14 protein-coding genes are annotated in these 14,934 nt (G+C 69.2%); 4 read left to right on the top strand and 10 right to left on the bottom strand.

Going from position 1 to position 14,934, the window contains the following annotated elements; genetic code table 11:
- Positions 1–84: 84 nt before the first annotated feature.
- From ACZ5ZX_RS09610 to ACZ5ZX_RS09600, 3 genes are read right to left on the bottom strand one after another with little or no spacing between them, the layout of a single operon-like run.
- The gene (locus ACZ5ZX_RS09610) at positions 85–978 is read right to left on the bottom strand and encodes an ABC transporter permease (RefSeq protein WP_465501548.1); all 894 of its coding nucleotides are present in this window, start codon (positions 976–978) and stop codon (positions 85–87) included.
- Positions 965–1,747 (bottom strand): ABC transporter ATP-binding protein, encoded by a 783-nt coding sequence (locus ACZ5ZX_RS09605; RefSeq protein WP_465501547.1) that lies wholly within the window; start codon positions 1,745–1,747, stop codon positions 965–967. Before ACZ5ZX_RS09605 ends, ACZ5ZX_RS09610 begins: the two co-directional genes overlap by 14 nt.
- Before the next feature lie 16 nt (positions 1,748–1,763).
- Positions 1,764–2,825 carry an ABC transporter substrate-binding protein gene (locus tag ACZ5ZX_RS09600; protein WP_465501546.1) on the bottom strand — a complete coding sequence of 354 codons (1,062 nt, stop codon included), beginning with the start codon at positions 2,823–2,825 and terminating at the stop codon, positions 1,764–1,766.
- Between the two features lie 372 nt (positions 2,826–3,197).
- Between ACZ5ZX_RS09600 and ACZ5ZX_RS09595 the strand changes: the two genes are divergently transcribed.
- The gene (locus ACZ5ZX_RS09595; RefSeq protein ID WP_465501545.1) at positions 3,198–4,748 is read left to right on the top strand and encodes a sensor histidine kinase; all 1,551 of its coding nucleotides are present in this window, start codon (positions 3,198–3,200) and stop codon (positions 4,746–4,748) included.
- 9 nt (positions 4,749–4,757) lie between these two features.
- Here the strand turns inward: ACZ5ZX_RS09595 and folP are convergent, their stop codons facing one another.
- Positions 4,758–5,624 carry a dihydropteroate synthase gene (folP, locus tag ACZ5ZX_RS09590; RefSeq protein WP_465501544.1) on the bottom strand — a complete coding sequence of 289 codons (867 nt, stop codon included), beginning with the start codon at positions 5,622–5,624 and terminating at the stop codon, positions 4,758–4,760.
- Between the two features lie 274 nt (positions 5,625–5,898).
- On the opposite strand from folP, the gene ACZ5ZX_RS09585 reads away from it, so the two are divergent.
- Entirely contained in the window at positions 5,899–7,077 is a 1,179-nt protein-coding gene (locus ACZ5ZX_RS09585; protein ID WP_465501543.1) for a glycoside hydrolase family 88/105 protein, read from the top strand.
- A 54-nt stretch (positions 7,078–7,131) separates the two neighbouring features.
- Complete coding sequence (locus ACZ5ZX_RS09580; RefSeq protein ID WP_465501542.1) at positions 7,132–8,136, top strand: winged helix-turn-helix domain-containing protein; 1,005 nt, start codon at positions 7,132–7,134, stop codon at positions 8,134–8,136.
- Between the two features lie 400 nt (positions 8,137–8,536).
- Here ACZ5ZX_RS09580 and ACZ5ZX_RS09575 read toward each other — a convergent pair whose 3' ends face one another.
- From ACZ5ZX_RS09575 to rsmD, 6 genes are all read right to left on the bottom strand, one after another.
- Positions 8,537–9,262: a DivIVA domain-containing protein gene (locus ACZ5ZX_RS09575; RefSeq protein WP_465501541.1), complete on the bottom strand. Its 726-nt coding sequence runs from the start codon at positions 9,260–9,262 to the stop codon at positions 8,537–8,539.
- A 120-nt stretch (positions 9,263–9,382) separates the two neighbouring features.
- Positions 9,383–10,147: a hypothetical protein gene (locus ACZ5ZX_RS09570; RefSeq protein ID WP_465501540.1), complete on the bottom strand. Its 765-nt coding sequence runs from the start codon at positions 10,145–10,147 to the stop codon at positions 9,383–9,385.
- Positions 10,147–10,662 (bottom strand): RNA polymerase sigma factor, encoded by a 516-nt coding sequence (locus ACZ5ZX_RS09565; RefSeq protein WP_465501539.1) that lies wholly within the window; start codon positions 10,660–10,662, stop codon positions 10,147–10,149. The genes ACZ5ZX_RS09570 and ACZ5ZX_RS09565 overlap by 1 nt, the downstream gene beginning before the upstream one ends.
- 67 nt (positions 10,663–10,729) lie before the next feature.
- Positions 10,730–11,434, bottom strand: a complete 705-nt coding sequence (locus ACZ5ZX_RS09560) for a ribonuclease domain-containing protein (protein WP_465501538.1) — start codon at positions 11,432–11,434, stop codon at positions 10,730–10,732.
- Positions 11,435–11,533: 99 nt separating this feature from the next.
- Positions 11,534–12,016 carry a pantetheine-phosphate adenylyltransferase gene (coaD, locus tag ACZ5ZX_RS09555; protein ID WP_465501537.1) on the bottom strand — a complete coding sequence of 161 codons (483 nt, stop codon included), beginning with the start codon at positions 12,014–12,016 and terminating at the stop codon, positions 11,534–11,536.
- A 53-nt stretch (positions 12,017–12,069) separates the two neighbouring features.
- Positions 12,070–12,624 carry a 16S rRNA (guanine(966)-N(2))-methyltransferase RsmD gene (gene rsmD, locus ACZ5ZX_RS09550; protein ID WP_465501536.1) on the bottom strand — a complete coding sequence of 185 codons (555 nt, stop codon included), beginning with the start codon at positions 12,622–12,624 and terminating at the stop codon, positions 12,070–12,072.
- A gap of 122 nt (positions 12,625–12,746) precedes the next feature.
- Here rsmD and ACZ5ZX_RS09545 point away from each other — a divergent pair, with 122 nt between their 5' ends.
- On the top strand, positions 12,747–14,861 hold the full coding sequence (locus ACZ5ZX_RS09545; RefSeq protein ID WP_465501535.1) for a HelD family protein: 2,115 nt from the start codon (positions 12,747–12,749) through the stop codon (positions 14,859–14,861).
- Positions 14,862–14,934: the final 73 nt, after the last annotated feature.

Genomic DNA, 14,934 nt, shown 5'->3' with positions numbered 1-14,934 from the left:
GTTCGTCCTTCCTGGATACGGCAAACGCCTACCTACGACACCGTAACTTACGGTCTCGTAGGTAGGCCACCGTCGGAAGATGAACTAAAGCGACGCGGTCAGCCCCCGCGCCCGCAAGACCGACCGTTCCAGTGGCCGGAACACGATCAGCTCGATGCCGACGCCGACCAGCAGGATCAGGAAGATCGCCGAGATCACGCCCTCCATGCTGTTGAACGACGAGCCCTCGTTCAGGTACGCGCCGAGACCCTTGCCGAGTGCCGGCGACAGCGCGATCAGTTCGGCGGCCATCAGCGAACGCCACGAGAACGCCCACCCCTGCTTGAGCCCGGCCAGGAAGCCCGGCAGCGCGGCGGGCAGCAGGATGTGCCTGGCGGAGGAGAGCCTGCCCGCTCCCATCACCTGGCCGACCCGCGGCAGGATCGGCGGGATCTGGTCGATGCCCGCGACGAGCCCGTTCGCGATCGACGGCACCGAGCCCAGCAGGACGACGAAGTAGATCGACGCGTCGTTCAGCCCGAACCACAGGATCGCCGCCGGCACCCACGCCACCGACGGAAGGCTTTGCAGCCCGGTCAGGAACGGGCCGACGGCCGCACGGACCAGCCGGACCTTCGCCACCAGCAGGCCGAGCGGAGTCCCGATGAGCACACCGATCAGGAATCCCAGCGCGGCACGGTGCACCGACGTCCAGACGAATTCGAAGATCTCCCCGTCGGTGGTGATGTCGACGAGTTCGTCCCAGACCGCGAGCGGCGCGGGCAGCATCGACTCGGACCAGAACGCGGCGGCCCACAAAGCCTGCCACAGCGCGACCAGCAAGATCAGGAAGACCACCGGCGGCACGAAGCCGCGCAGGAACCGCTTCCCCCGGCTTTCCCGGCGTTCCCCGGCGGGGGTGTCGAGCGAGTCGAGCCCCGCGCCGACGGCCTCGTCCGCCTCCTCCGCCGCGATCTCGGGGCGGTCAAGCCGCGGCATGGGTACTGATCACCTCCCGGAGGTGACCGGTGATCTCCAGCGTCAGCTCCTCGGCGTCGGAGGCCTGGACGTCGCGCCATTCGCGCACCACGCGGCCCGGCCGCGACGAGAGCAGCACGACCCGCTGGCCGAGCCGGACGGCCTCGCGGACGTCGTGGGTCACGAACAGCACCGACGTGCCGGTGCTGCGGTAGACCCGCAGCAGTTCACCCTGGAGGACGTCGCGGGTGATGGCGTCGAGCGCGGCGAACGGCTCGTCCATCAGCAGCAGCGACTGCTCCGGGTCACCGCCGACGCGCAAGGTCGCGGCCAGCGCCCTGGCGAGCGCGACCCGCTGGCGCATCCCGCCGGACAGTTCGTGCGGCCGCTTGTCGCCCGCGCCGCCGAGACGGACGAGGTCGAGCAGCTCGGCCGCCTTCGCGCGGCGCTCGGTCCGGCCGAACCCGGCCAGCCGCAGCGGGAGTTCCACGTTGCGGGCAGCGGTCAGCCACGGCATCAGCGCGGCCTCCTGGAACATCACCGCGGGACGGGAGGTCTCGAGGGTGATCGAGCCGGCAGTCGGCTGGTCGAGGCCCGCGACCAGGTTCAGCAGGGTGCTCTTGCCGCAGCCGGAAGCGCCCAGCAGGCAGACGAACTCGCCGGGGGCGACGGTCAGGTCCATCCCGTCGAGGGCCACGACGGCACGGCCGGTGGGACCGAACGCCTTCCGGACACCGTCGAGGCGCACGGCGACGCCGGTGGACAGGCCGGGCTCCAAGGTGGTCGTCATCGCTGATCCCCTTCGGTCACTTCGTCAGCCCGGGCGCGTTCACGCCCGGCTTGCCCTGCTGGGAGAGCACGGCGTTGAGCGGGCCGAAATCGGCGAACCCCTTGAGGTCCACCGCGGACTTCACCACGCCGGCGGTCACCGAGTCCTGCGCGAGCTGACTGAAGGTCGACGCGACCGGGTCGATGCCGAGCTCGATGCCCGAGAACGCGCGGTCGAGAACCGCCTCGCTCAGTGTGCTGCCCGCCAGCGCTTTGAGTTCTCCATTGACCACCGTCTTCGCCTCGGCGGGGTTGGTCTTCGCCCACTCGATGGCGGCGAGTTCACCCTTGAGGATGGCGGTGACGGTCTCCGGGTGCTGCTGCAGGAACTCGTTGCGGACGATCACGACCGTGGTCGGGAACTTGCCTTCCGGCCACAGGTTCTTCTCGTCCACCAAGACCTTCGCGCCCGCGTCGAGCACCAGCCGCGACGACCACGGCTCCGGCAGCCAGCCGCCGTCCAGTTCGCCCTTCTTGAACGCGTCGAACGTCTTCGGGTTGTCGAGGTTGGTGACCTTGACTCCCGCCAGCTTCTTCTCGGCGACGAACTTCTTCAGTGCGACGTCCTGGGTGTTCGCCAGCGACGGCGTCGCGATGTTCTTGCCGGACAGCTGCTCCGGCGTGGTGATCTCGGGCTTCACCACCAGCTGCGCGCCGCCGGTGACCGCACCGGAGACGAGCTGGATGGCGCCCTTGGACTTGGTGAAGGCGTTGATCGCCGGACCGGAGCCGATGAAGGCGATGTCGAGCGAGTCGCCCAGCAGCGCGTTGACCTCTTCGGGACCGGCGTTGAAGGTCTGGGGCGTGAGCTTCGTCGCGCCCAGCTCCTTGGCGAAGAACCCCTTCTTCACCCCGATCAGCGCGGGCGCGTGGGTCACGTTCGGGAAGTACCCGACCCGCACTTCGGACGCGGCGCCCTGGCTCTTCTGCTCGGCGGGGGCGGTACCGCTGTCGGCGCGCGAACACCCCGCGATCCCGCCGGCCAAGGTCAGTGCGGCGAAGGCCGCGGCCAGCAGACGGGCTCTGTGGTGGGTGCGCACGGAAGGTCGCCTTTCGGAGGGTACGACGCTGCTCGGGTGGTGGCGCGAGAGTCGCATGTTCACCCGCCCGCCTGCATCGCCATCCGAATGACGGGAAAGATCCTGAGAAACCTTGACACCAGGCGGAACTGTTGTTCCACATTTCAGGACGTCGGGAGCGTCCGCCCGGTGTAACGGTCCGGGCCGAACGGGCGAATCACGCTTAGTGGTTGCCATGGGAAGTCGTTCGGGGGTATTCGGCGGATCCAGGTTTCCGCTGGGCGTGCGGCCGCGAGGTCCTCGTACCGGGTTGTACTCGGGCCTTGCGGCCGTGCGTCCAGCGGGAAGCTGGGCCGTCGAGACCCCCGGAGGACTTCCAATGGTGACCACTGAATGGTGAATCACCGTCGGACTGTCGTGATGGCGGGCGTGCTGACCGCCGGCCTCGGGCTGGGTGTGCTGGCGATGACGCTCAAGATCGCCGACGGTACGCACACCGTGCTCGACACCACCCTGTCGACGACGACCGGGTTCCTCTTCCTGCTCGCCGGCGCCGTCGCGCATGTGCGACGGCCCTCGAACCCCACCGGTCTCCTCATCGCGCTGGCCGGGCTCGCGTTGTTCGCCGAGGACCTGCAGTTCGCCGGAGACGCCGTCACGCATACCGCCGGTCTCGCGCTGTCCGCCGCGTCCAGCCCGGTGATCGCGCATCTGGTGCTCGTCTTCCCGCACGGGAAACTCCGGTCCCGCGGGGAACGCGCGCTCGTCTTCTCCGCCTACGGCGTGGTCTTCGGCTCGGCGGTGCTCGGTCTGCTGGTCAACGACGATCCGCGGAACCTCGCCGCGGTCGCGGCCTCCCCGGAGGCCGAACAGCTGGTCAAACGGCTGCTGGAGCTGGTCGGCGCGCTGATCGGCGGCGGTGTCGTCGTGGTGCTGGTCTACCGCTGGCTCGCCGGACGGCTGCCGCAGCGGCGGCTGCTCTCCCCGGTCGTCGCCATCGCCGTGATCGGCGCGGTGAGCACGACGGTCGGCAGCGCGCTCGGCTCCGGGCATCCGGTCTCCGCACCCTTGCTCGACGTCTACCGGATCTCGTTCTGCCTGTGGCCGCTGGCGTTCCTGATCGGGGTGCTGCGGGCGCGGGTCGGCAACGCGGAGATGATCCGGCTCCTGCTGGAACGCGACGGCTCCGGCCTGGCCGCGCTCGTGCAGGACGACGAGGTGTGGAAGGACACCCGGTCGATCGACGCGCTGAACGCCGCGGCCGGGCTGGTGCTGGACAACCAGCGTCTCGCCGCGGAACTGGAGGAGCGGCTCGTCGAGGTCCAGGCCTCGCGGGCGCGCATCGTGGCCGCCGCCGACGACGAGCGGAGACGGGTCGAACGGGATCTGCACGACGGCGCGCAGCAGCGACTGGTGAGTGTCGTGCTGCTGCTGAGAATGGCGGAACGGCGGCTCGGCGACGAACTGACCCCCGCCGTCGCGAAGCTGCTGAGGAACACCATCGACGAACTGCAGGCCACCGTCACCGAACTCCGCGAACTCGCGCGCGGGCTGCATCCCGCGATCCTCACCGAGGCCGGGCTGATCCCCGCCGTCCGATCGCTGCTGGACCGGATCCCGCTCGCGGTCGACCTCGCCGGGGCGGACGTGCCCCGGCTCAGCGGCGCCGTCGAGGCGACGGCGTACTTCGTCGTCTCCGAAGCGGTCACCAACGCTTTGAAGCACGCGCGGGCGGGGGAGGTCCGCGTACGGATCGGCGTCGAGCGGGACGGGCTGCGGGTGGACGTCCACGACGACGGCACCGGCGCGGCCGACATCGGCGGCGGTTCCGGGCTGCACGGTCTCCGCGACCGCGTCCGCGCGCTCGGTGGCGAACTCACCGTCCTCGGCGAACCCGGTTCCGGGAGCACGGTTTCGGCCGTGATCCCGTTGGACGGCTCCTGACGAGTGGGGTCAGGCCAGGCCGCGGATCGCGCGCGCGGGCGGCCGCACCCCCTGGATCGACGCGATCATCTCCAGCACCTGCCGGGTGCGCTTCACCTCGTGCACCCGGAACACCTTCGCCCCCTCGGCCACCGCCCAGGCCGTCGCGGCGAGGGTCCCGTCGACCCGCTCCGCGAGTTCCACGCCGAGCGTCTCCCCGACGAAGTCCTTATTGGACAGCGCCATCAGCACCGGCCAGCCGGTGTCGGCCAGTTCCCGGGCGTGCCGCAGCAGCGCGAGACTGTGCCACGTGTTCTTGCCGAAGTCGTGGGTCGGGTCGATCAGCACGCCCTCGCGCGGGACACCGAGTGCGACGACCGCTTCGGCGCGCGCCGCGGTCTCCGCGACGACATCCGCGACGACGTCGGGGTAGCGCACCCGGAACGGACGGGTACGCGGGACGGCGTTGCCGGTGTGCGAGCAGACGTAGCCGGTGCCGAACTCCGCCGCCACCTCGGCCAGCCGCGGATCGGCGCCCGCCCAGGTGTCGTTGATCAGGTCCGCGCCCGCTTCGGCCGAGCGCCTGCCCACCTCGTGCCGCCAGGTGTCGACGCTGATCACCAGGTCCGGATGCAGTTCCCGGATCCGCTCGACGAACGGGACCACGCGTCGGATCTCTTCTTCGACGTCCACCTCCGCGCCGGGGCCGGCCTTAACGCCACCGATGTCGACGATGTCCGCCCCCTCCTCCACCGCCCGCGAGACGGCGGCGAGCGCGTCCGGGTCGGAGAAGGTCGCTCCCCTGTCGTAGAAGGAGTCCGGGGTGCGGTTGACGATCGCCATGACCAGGGCGCGGTCCCTGGTGACGCGGCGCCCGCGGAAGGTCAGCTCGTTCACGCCTCGATCGTAGGCGAGAGCACCGGCCGGTGCCGCCCACCGGGACGGTCCCGGCCACCGGTAGCGGCCATTCGAGTGGCTGTATCTGATATATGACACAAGAGATCGGACCTCTCTTGACTTGCCGTCGAGGCGGCGAGTAGTTGTTGTCCCGCAAGGAAAGTTCAGCCCGGCGACCTGGTCGCCGCCAAAGCTGGTCGGGATGCCGACGGACGGCGGATCGGCATCCCGGCCACCCACTCCCCCGGTGTCCCCGGCGCAGGAAGGGCCACGAATGTCCCCGAATCCTCTTCGCGCGGCACGGCTTTCGCGGCGTACGGTGCTGGCCGGAACCGCGGGCGCGCTCGGCGCGCTCGCCCTGCCCGGCGTGGCCACCGCGGCCCCGACGGACTGGTCCAGGGCGGTCGTCGAGTCGACGATGGCGCGCTACACCCCGGCCACCCTCGGCGGCTGGGGCTACACGCGCGGCCTGTACCTCTACGGCCAGTACCTGGTGTACAAGCGCACCGGCGAAAAACGCTATCTCGACTACATCCTCGCCTGGTACGACCGGTTCGTCACCGAAACCGGGATCGCCAACGAGTTCACCAACCTGGACGCGATGCGCTCCGGGCAGATGTTCCCCTTGCTGTACACCGAAACCGGGCAGGCGAAATACCAGACCGCGGCGGAACAGCTACGCCGCCGGTTCCCGTCCTATCCCCGGACGTCCGACGGTGGGATGTTCCACGCCACGAGCAAGACCGGTCAGTTGTGGGCGGACGGCGTGTACATGGCGCAGCCGTTCCTCGCCTTGTACGGCAAGACCTTCGGCGATCGCGGCTACTGCTACGAAGAGGCCGCGAAGAACGTCACCGTCTACTTCGACCACCTCAAGGAGCCGACCAAGGGCCTGCTCTACCACGCCTACGACGAGGACGGCTCGGAACCGTGGGCCTCGGGCGCCGGGCGGCATTCGAAGTACCACTGGGCCCGCGCGATCGGCTGGCTCGGGATGACCTCGATCGACCTCCTCGAGATCCTTCCCCGCGACCACCCGCGACGGCGGCGGCTCGTGGACATCGTCAAGTTCCTCGCGGCCGGCTACACCCGGTGGCAGGACCGGGCTTCGGGCCGCTGGTTCCAGATCGTCGACCGCGGCGGCGACAAGGACAACTGGCTGGAGACCTCGGCCTCGGCGATGTACACGTTCCTGCTCTCCAGGGCGGTGGAACGCGGATACGTCGGCATGGAGTACGGACCGGTCGCCGCCAAGGGCTACACCGGCGTCCTGTCCCAGCTTTCGACCGGTTCCGACGGGCTGACCGAAATCAAGAACATCTCCGAGGGCACGAATGTCGGCGACACGGCGTATTACTACGCCCGTAAGCGCAACACCAACGATTTCCACGGTCTCGGCGCGTTTCTCATCATGAATGAGCAACTGGCTTTCTCAGGCGGTGTCGGCTATTGACCGGAGGCGCTAACATCGCGTGCTGCGACGCCCACTCCCAGGAGGGACGACCGGATGCGCGAGAAGCCGCCCCAGGCCTCCTATACCCGGCTCGAACTCGGTGACACCAGCAGGATCCCGGTCACGGTGACGGTTTCCCCGCATATCTCGCTGGTTTCGATGCTCGTCGAGGTCGTCGGCGGGTACGACCGCGGTCTGCCCGCACCCTGGCGCCGCCAGGTAGGCTCGGCGATCCCGGAGCAGGGATACCGCGCGGCGAGCGCGCTCGCCCGCCGCGGCAGCTCCGTGCAGCCGGATTTCATCGTGCCGGTCAGTCCCAGCGAGGACGCTTCCGCCGCCCGCCAGGCGGAAATGCTGCGCGAATTGCCGGAAACCGACGTTTTGAAAGGCCTCGAAGAGGTCTTCGGCGACCGGTTGCCCGCGCAGTGGCGGCAGGCGGCCGACCATCCGAGACGCTGGGTCGCCTCACTCGCGGACGCCTTCACCGCGACCAGGATGGCGACCGAAAACCTCTGGACCAAGGCCCGGCCCCTGCTCGACCGCGAGATCGAACGGATCGGCGTCGCCTCCGTCCGCGGCGGGACCGACGCGGTGCTCGGCCTGCTACGGCCCCATTTCCGGTTCAGCAACGGCGCACTGCTGCTGCCCGACGCCGAACCGGCGCGGTACACCACCCGCGGCCGTCGGCTGATCCTCGTCCCGATGCTCGCGGGCTGCCGGTCGGTGGTGTCCAACTTCGACGAGGAGGACGCCATCTGGATCGGCTACCCCCTCCCCGGACTGGACGGCCTGCTCGACAATGGCAGGACCGAAGCACCCTCCGTAGCGGAAGGGCTCGACCTCGTCGTCGGCGCACACCGCGCGAAACTGTTGCGGCACTTGGGAAAGCCCGCGCGGATGGGCGAGATCGCGAACCTGCTTTCCTGCGCCGCGAGCACCGCGACCTACCACTGCGAGCAGCTCGTCTCGGCGGGGCTGATCCAGCGCCACCGCGAGGGCCAGGTCGTCCTGGTGGTCCGGACACCCCGCGGTGACGCACTGGTGGATCTGCTGTCCTGACTCGTGCGTGGTGATTCGGGGGCTAACCAAGGATGTTTCAGGTACCCACGGCGGGCGAGCCCGTTAGCGGCCGGGCCGTCACGAGCCTCAGCAGCACCACCAGCCGCACCGGCTGCGCGTGAAGGCCCCCTTCCCTCGGCTGAGCCGAGGGAAGGGGGCCTTCACGCGCAGCTGTGGTGACACTGGTGCTTGTGTGCCGCCTGTGGCGATCTTCGAGTCTGAGAAGGGCTCCTTGAGCGACTCGTATTTGTTTACCCACTGCTCCGGCTCGAGTTCCAGGGGGCGCATAGTGCGTGGTTCGTGAGTGCTGAGGAGCGCGGATGCCTCATGCACCTCGCCTGGGACGCTCAGCGTCTCAAGCGTGGCGCTCGCGACTCTCTACCGCCGCCGGCGGCAGCGGCTACGACTGGTAGTCGTACAGCGAGGTCCGGCTGTTGCCCGGCAGGTTGACCGGGGACCGCAGGTGGTTGCGCCCGGAGTCGACCGTCCGCAGCGTGGTCGCCAGCAGTTCGGAGAATTCGGCGAGCTTGCCGTCGACGTAGGCGTCGCAGTCACTGCGCTGCTTGTCGGCCTCGACGTGCGCCTCGTCGACGATGCGCGCCGCCTCGCCGTGCGCGGCCTGGACGACCTCGGTCTGCGAGACGAGCCGGGCCTGCTCGGCGCGGCCGTCCTCGATGGCGCGCTCGTAGGCGTCGCGGCCCGCCTGGATCATCCGCTCCGACTCGGCCCGCGAGCGGTCGGTGAGGTTCTGGAACTCCGCCTGCCCGGCGGCGACCATGCGCTCGGCCTCGCCGTGCGCGTCGCTCATCATCTGCTCGGCGCGGGCGCGGGCGTCGGCGAGGATGCGCTCGGCTTCGGCCTGCGCTTCGGCGACCGTGCGGTCCGCCTCGGTGTTCGCCGTGGAGATCGTCTCCGCCGCCTCGGTACGGGCGGTCTGGATCAGCTGGTCACGTTTGTCGAGGACGTCCTGCGCGTCGTCCACCTCGCCCGGCAGGGCGTCGCGGATGTCGTCGAGCAGTTCGAGGGTGTCCCCCCGCGGTACGACGCAACTGGAGGTCATCGGCACGCCGCGGGCTTCCTCCACGATGGTGACGAGCTCGTCGAGCGCCTCGAAAACCCGGTACACGGCCCACTCCCTACCTACAGCGATCCCCACATTCCCTGAGATCAGTTTGCCCTCATCGCCGCCGTAAGGGGTGAAAGCGCGCGGTACCGGGCGTGTCCCGCCCGGTACCGCGCGCCATGATCACCGCGGGTCGAACGCCGGATCCAGGACCAGTGCCAGCAACTGCTGGTCGGTCAGGGACGGGCCACCACGGGTGTCGTCGTCCAGCGTGCCGAGATCGTAGACGTTGACCGAGCCCCCGCCGGGCCGGAAGGCGATCGCGTTGCGGCTGATCACCTTCCCCGTCGAAACGCCCTGGCCGACGATGACGTCGGTCCCCACCAGATCCGGCGTCTTCGGGGTGGTTTCGGAGATCACCACGAAGTTCCCGTCCGGCTGGGGGAGCTCCACGCACCGCATCGGCTTCCGGTCCGGACCGATCCCGTCGGCCATCTTTTCCGGGTTGCACCGGTCTTCACGCGGATAGCCCTTCTTCGTGCTCACCGGACCGGCGATCGTGAGGGTGACACCCCGCCGCCTTCCCTCGGCGTCGGTGTACTTGACCTGCGAGGTCTTCAGGTCGTCATACGCAGGCAAGAAGTTCCCCACTTCGATATCCTTCGCGCCGGTGATCACCTTCGGCAGCACCTCCTTCAGGTGCTGGAGGTCATCCTTCGGCGCGGGCTGCGCCGAGGACACGGCAGGCGACACCTTCGCCGGTCCGTCCCCCGGCGCCACGAACACCACCGCCGCCGCGATCACCGCGAGTGTCGCGACCCCGGTCGCGACGACTCCCCGCCGGTTCCGCAGCTTCTTCGCCGCGGTCCCGGCGACCTCGTCCGGATCGAAGCCGAGCGGGGGCTCGGCCAGTTTGATCCCGCGCAGCCTGTTTTCGAGTTCGTCCATCACGCGCTCCTCCCGGAGACAGCCTCGTCGTGCTGTCTCTGCATGACCGCGCGGAGGGCGTCGAGCCCTCGCGCGGCCTGGCTCCTGACCGTCCCTTCCGAACAGCGCAGCGCGACGGCGACCTCCGCGACCGGGAGATCGGCGCAGTAGCGCAGCACGACGGCGGCGCGCTGTTTCGGTGGAACCTCAGCGAGGGCGCGAAGCAGCGAATCCGAAATCCCGGCATCGGCCGGGGCCACCGACTCTTCGGGGACGACACCGTCGCGGTTCTCTCTGCTCCGCCATGGTCGTCGCCGCTCGTCGAGCCAGCAGCGCATCAGGATCTGCCTCGTGTAGTTGTCGACGGGCCCTTTCCGGCGGACCTTCGGCCAGACCCGGTAGAGCTTGATGAGCGCGACCTGGACCAGGTCCTCCGCGAGATGCCAGTCGCCGCAGAGCAAGTACGCCGTCCGTCTCAGCGGTAGCGCCTTTTCCCTGGCGAACTCCCTGAAGCTCGCATCATCCCCAGACCGCATCGTGCCTCCTCGTCAGTGTTCCGGTGTATCTCACGGACGAGGAGGCACGAAATGTTGCACGGGCGGGTCAGCCGGCGAGATTCACCAGTTTGAAGGTCGCGTAGCGGTCCGGCGTGTAGACGATCTCGCCGCCCTTGCCGGAGATCACGCGGTCGCTCGTGCCCACCGGGAACAGCTGGTAGTAGCCGGCGGCGCACGACGGCAGCACACCTTCGCGGTTCTCGTAGACCGTGCCGGTCGCACCGCCGCGGGCCTTGTCGACGACGGACTTCGCCGCGGCGGACAGCGTGGAGTAGCCGATCTTGGCCAGCTTCGAGGTGTCACCGCAGGTCGGCGTCGGCGAAGGCGTGCCGTCGACGTCGATCACGGAGAAGGTCGCGTAGTGGTCGCCCGTGTAGAAGAACTCGCCGCCGGACCCGGTGACGATGCGGCGCGCGCCGCGGTCGGGCGAACCCGGGGTCGGGACGGTGTACTCGTGGTAGTAGCTCGAAGCGCACTTCGGGAGGATGTTCTCCCGGTTCGAGAAGACCGTTCCGTCCTTGTCCGGATACGGGAACGGGCCACCCTTCTTGATGAGGTTGTACGTCGTCGTGGCCTCGGCGGGCAGCGACGAGAGCGCCGAATGCTTGAATCCGGTGAGATCCCCACAAGGGTTCTGCTGGATCGAGAGGGGCGCGTCGGCGGCCGTGGCCTGCGCGGCACCGATCCCCCCGAAGAAGGTGACTACCAGAACGAGCAGCGCGGCGGAGATCCGCGATCGTTTGTTGGTCATTTTCGGACCGTAACCCGATCGTGTATTCACCAGAAGGCGCCGAGATGAACTCTTCACCGCCGCTCACCGCTGACCGACCAACGACTTCGGCCGTTCGGGTCAATCTCGTTCGGAGTACTTCTCCATGAGCCGTTTGAACACTATCGGCGGAACCAGGTGCTCGATGTCGCCTCCGAGCGCGGCGACCTCCTTGACCAGCGAGCTGGACACGAAGCCGTACGCCGGGTTGTTCGCCATCAGCAGCGTCTCGAGCCCGGTCAGCTCGCGGTTCATCTGCGCCATCTGGAGTTCGTAGTCGAAGTCGCTGACCGAGCGCAGCCCCTTCGCGACGGCGACGATGTCGTTCTCGCGGCAGTAGTCGACCAGGAGACCTTGCCAGGAGTCGACGCGCACGTTCGGCAGCTTCGCGGTGATCTCGCGCAGCATGTCCATCCGTTCCTCGACGGTGAACAGGCCCTTCTTGCTCTTGTTCACCCCCACCGCGACGACGACCTCGTCGAAGAGCTTGGCCGCCCGTTCGATGATGTCGAGATGTCCATTGGTGGCCGGGTCGTAGGACCCGGAACAGACCGCACGCCGCATGCGCGGACGCTACCAAGGAGCGGGGGCCCCTGCGCGTTCATCCGTGCGCCGTCTCACACCTGATATTCCGCCCAGTAGAGGGCGGTGTCGCCGTAGCGCTTCGTCCGCGTCGGCTCGAAACCCGGCGGCCAGTCCGGTTCGCCGTCCCGCGCGGCCCGTTCGATCACCACCAGCGCGCCGCCGGTGACCCAGCGGTTCGCCGCGAGCGCGGCCATGACCTCCCCCAGGCGGGTGGAATCCACGGCGTACGGCGGATCCGCGAGGACAACGTCGAAGGTTTCCGGCGCGGGCGCGGCGACGACGGACTCGACGGCCCCGGCCCGGACCGTGCCACCGAGCCCCAGCGCGGCGACGTTCCCCTTGAGCACTTCGACCGCGCGGCGATCGGACTCGACGAACAGCGCGCCCGCCGCCCCGCGCGACAGCGCCTCCAGGCCGAGTGCGCCGGAACCGGCGTAAAGGTCGAGGACCTGGGTCCCCTGCAGTTCGCCGGCGACCTCCAACGCGTTGAACAGCGCTTCGCGTACGCGTTCCGACGTGGGCCTCGTGCCCTTCGGAGGGACCTTCAACCGTCTGCCGCCCGCGGTCCCCGCCACGATCCTGGTCATTGGAGCATCGTGCCTCAACGACATCCATCGTGACGTAGGACGGGACTTGGTGAACCCGCCGCTCACCTCGCGTAGAGTCGTCCTTCGCCCTCGGAGGCGATAGAAGCGTTTAGGAGCGTTGCGTGTCCGAACCTCGGGTCAGACGGGCCGAGATCGCCATCGAGCAAGCCCATGTGGACAGGGTCTACACCCGGCTCGCCGAATTGCGTGCCCAGGCTGAGGCCATGCGTACCAAGGGCTATGAGATCGGCCATGGCGCGGGTCGTGAAGCGATCTTCGAACAGGCGTCGATGCTGTTCGAGCGCGACATGATGGTCTATCACGCCAACCAGACCCTCCAGACCCTCGACGCGGAGTACGAGGGCCTGGTGTTCGGCAGGCTCGACCACCTCGACAACGACCACATCTACGTCGGCCGTCTCGGCATCCGCGACGCCGAGTTCGACAACCTCGTCACCGACTGGCGCGCGCCCGCGGCGGCGGCGTTCTACCAGGCGACCGCCGAGGAGCCGATGGACGTCGTCCGGCGCCGGGTGATCCGGTGCTCCGGGCAGAACGTGCTCGACGTCGACGACGACGTCCTGATCGCCGACGCGGTCCCCGAGGACATGCAGATCGTCGGCGAAGGCGCACTGATGGCCGCGCTCGGACGCTCGCGTGGCGAGAAGATGCGCGACATCGTCGCGACCATCCAGAAGGAGCAGGACGAGGTCATCCGGGCGCCGTGGCGCGGGGTCACCGAGATCACCGGCGGCCCCGGCACCGGCAAGACCGCGGTGGCGCTGCACCGCGCGGCGTACCTGCTCTACCGCCACCGCCGCCAGCTCGGCGGCGCGGGCGTGCTGGTGATCGGCCCGTCCGGGGTGTTCACCAGCTACATCTCGCGGGTGCTGCCGTCGATGGGTGAGACGAACGTCGAACTGCGCGCGCTCGGTGAGGTCCTCGACGGCCTCGAAGCGACCCGTCAGGACCCGGCGCCGCTGGCGGCGATCAAGGGGTCGCTGCGGATGCGCAAGATCCTGCTGCGCGCGCTGCGGGACAAGCCCGAGGACGCGCCGGAGGACATGAAGATCGTCTACCGCGGCGAGGTGCTGCGGTTGAACGCGCGCGAGCTCGACAAGGTGCGCCGCAAGGTGCACACCGCGGGCGGGCCGCCGAACCGGTCGCGGATCCGCGCCGCCGAGCTGCTGCTCGAGGCGCTCGCCGCGAAGGCCGAGCAGCACGCCAAGGACGACGGCCGTCAGGTCGACAAGGCCGAGCTGATCACCGAACTCGGCGAGCGCATCGAGTTCCACCGGTTCCTCGTGGTCTGGTGGCCGATCCTGTACCCGGCGCAGATCCTGCGCTGGCTCGGCACCGAGAAGCGGCTCGCCGCCGCGGCGAAGGGCCTGCTCAACCGCACCGAGATCGCCATGCTCGCCGCCGATTTCGCGGACCGCTCGCGCGGCTGGACCATCGCGGACGTCGCACTCCTCGACGAGCTGCGCGTCCTGATCGGACAGCCGCCCAAGAGCCGCCGCGGCAGGCAGAGTGTCGAGGTCAACCCGGAGCGCGGCGGCGCCCCGACCAGGCCCGAGCACTACGACGAGTACTCGCACGTGGTCGTCGACGAGTCTCAGGACCTTTCGCCGATGCAGTGGCGGATGGTCGGGCGGCGCGGCAAGTACGCGAGCTGGACCGTGGTCGGCGACCCGGTGCAGAGCTCGTGGCCGGATCCGGCCGAGGCCGCGATGGCGCGCGACCAGGCGTTCGGGCTCAAGACGACGCGGCGCCGGTTCACCCTGCGCACCAACTACCGGAACTCGGCGGAGATCTTCGACCTGGCCGCGAAGGTCGTCGCCGGGCACGCCGAAGCCGACGAGCTGCCGCGCGCGGTGCGGCAGACCGGCATCACGCCGGAGGTCCGGCCGGTCGAGGCCGCCGGGCTGGAGGCGGCGACGCAGGCCGCGGTGAAGGAGCTACTGGGCGCCGTCGAAGGCACCGTCGGCGTGATCACCGCCATGGACCGGGTGCCCGAGGTCGAGGGCTGGCTCGCCGAACTGTCGGACGAGCGGCTCAAGGTCGTCGGCAGCCTCGACTCCAAGGGCCTCGAGTACGACGCCGTCGTCCTGGTGGAGCCGAACGACCTCATCACGGAGTCGACGACCGGACGTCGCGTGCTGTACGTGGCGCTGACTCGGGCGACCCAGCAGCTGACGGTGCTCGCCTCGAACCCCGACTGGATCCCGGCGGCCTGACCGAAGCCGGAACTCGCGTGCCTGAAGCCGGGACACGCGAGTGCGCGATCCAGGCACGCGAGTTACGCCTGCG

This window comes from Amycolatopsis sp. NPDC033938, assembly GCF_055575975.1.
The sequence above is the reverse complement of the archived record's forward strand: the minus strand, read 5'-3'. Positions and strand labels throughout refer to the sequence as shown.

Excerpts from the sequence above, each read along its gene's own strand:
- ACZ5ZX_RS09610 (WP_465501548.1), bottom strand. The coding sequence starts at position 978 with ATGCCGCGGCTTGACCGCCCCGAGATCGCGGCGGAGGAGGCGGACGAG.
- ACZ5ZX_RS09605 (WP_465501547.1), bottom strand. The coding sequence starts at position 1,747 with ATGACGACCACCTTGGAGCCCGGCCTGTCCACCGGCGTCGCCGTGCGC.
- ACZ5ZX_RS09595 (WP_465501545.1), top strand. The coding sequence starts at position 3,198 with ATGGTGAATCACCGTCGGACTGTCGTGATGGCGGGCGTGCTGACCGCC.
- ACZ5ZX_RS09585 (WP_465501543.1), top strand. The coding sequence starts at position 5,899 with ATGTCCCCGAATCCTCTTCGCGCGGCACGGCTTTCGCGGCGTACGGTG.
- ACZ5ZX_RS09580 (WP_465501542.1), top strand. The coding sequence starts at position 7,132 with ATGCGCGAGAAGCCGCCCCAGGCCTCCTATACCCGGCTCGAACTCGGT.
- ACZ5ZX_RS09570 (WP_465501540.1), bottom strand. The coding sequence starts at position 10,147 with ATGGACGAACTCGAAAACAGGCTGCGCGGGATCAAACTGGCCGAGCCC.
- ACZ5ZX_RS09565 (WP_465501539.1), bottom strand. The coding sequence starts at position 10,662 with ATGCGGTCTGGGGATGATGCGAGCTTCAGGGAGTTCGCCAGGGAAAAG.
- ACZ5ZX_RS09560 (WP_465501538.1), bottom strand. The coding sequence starts at position 11,434 with ATGACCAACAAACGATCGCGGATCTCCGCCGCGCTGCTCGTTCTGGTA.
- coaD (WP_465501537.1), bottom strand. The coding sequence starts at position 12,016 with ATGCGGCGTGCGGTCTGTTCCGGGTCCTACGACCCGGCCACCAATGGA.
- rsmD (WP_465501536.1), bottom strand. The coding sequence starts at position 12,624 with ATGACCAGGATCGTGGCGGGGACCGCGGGCGGCAGACGGTTGAAGGTC.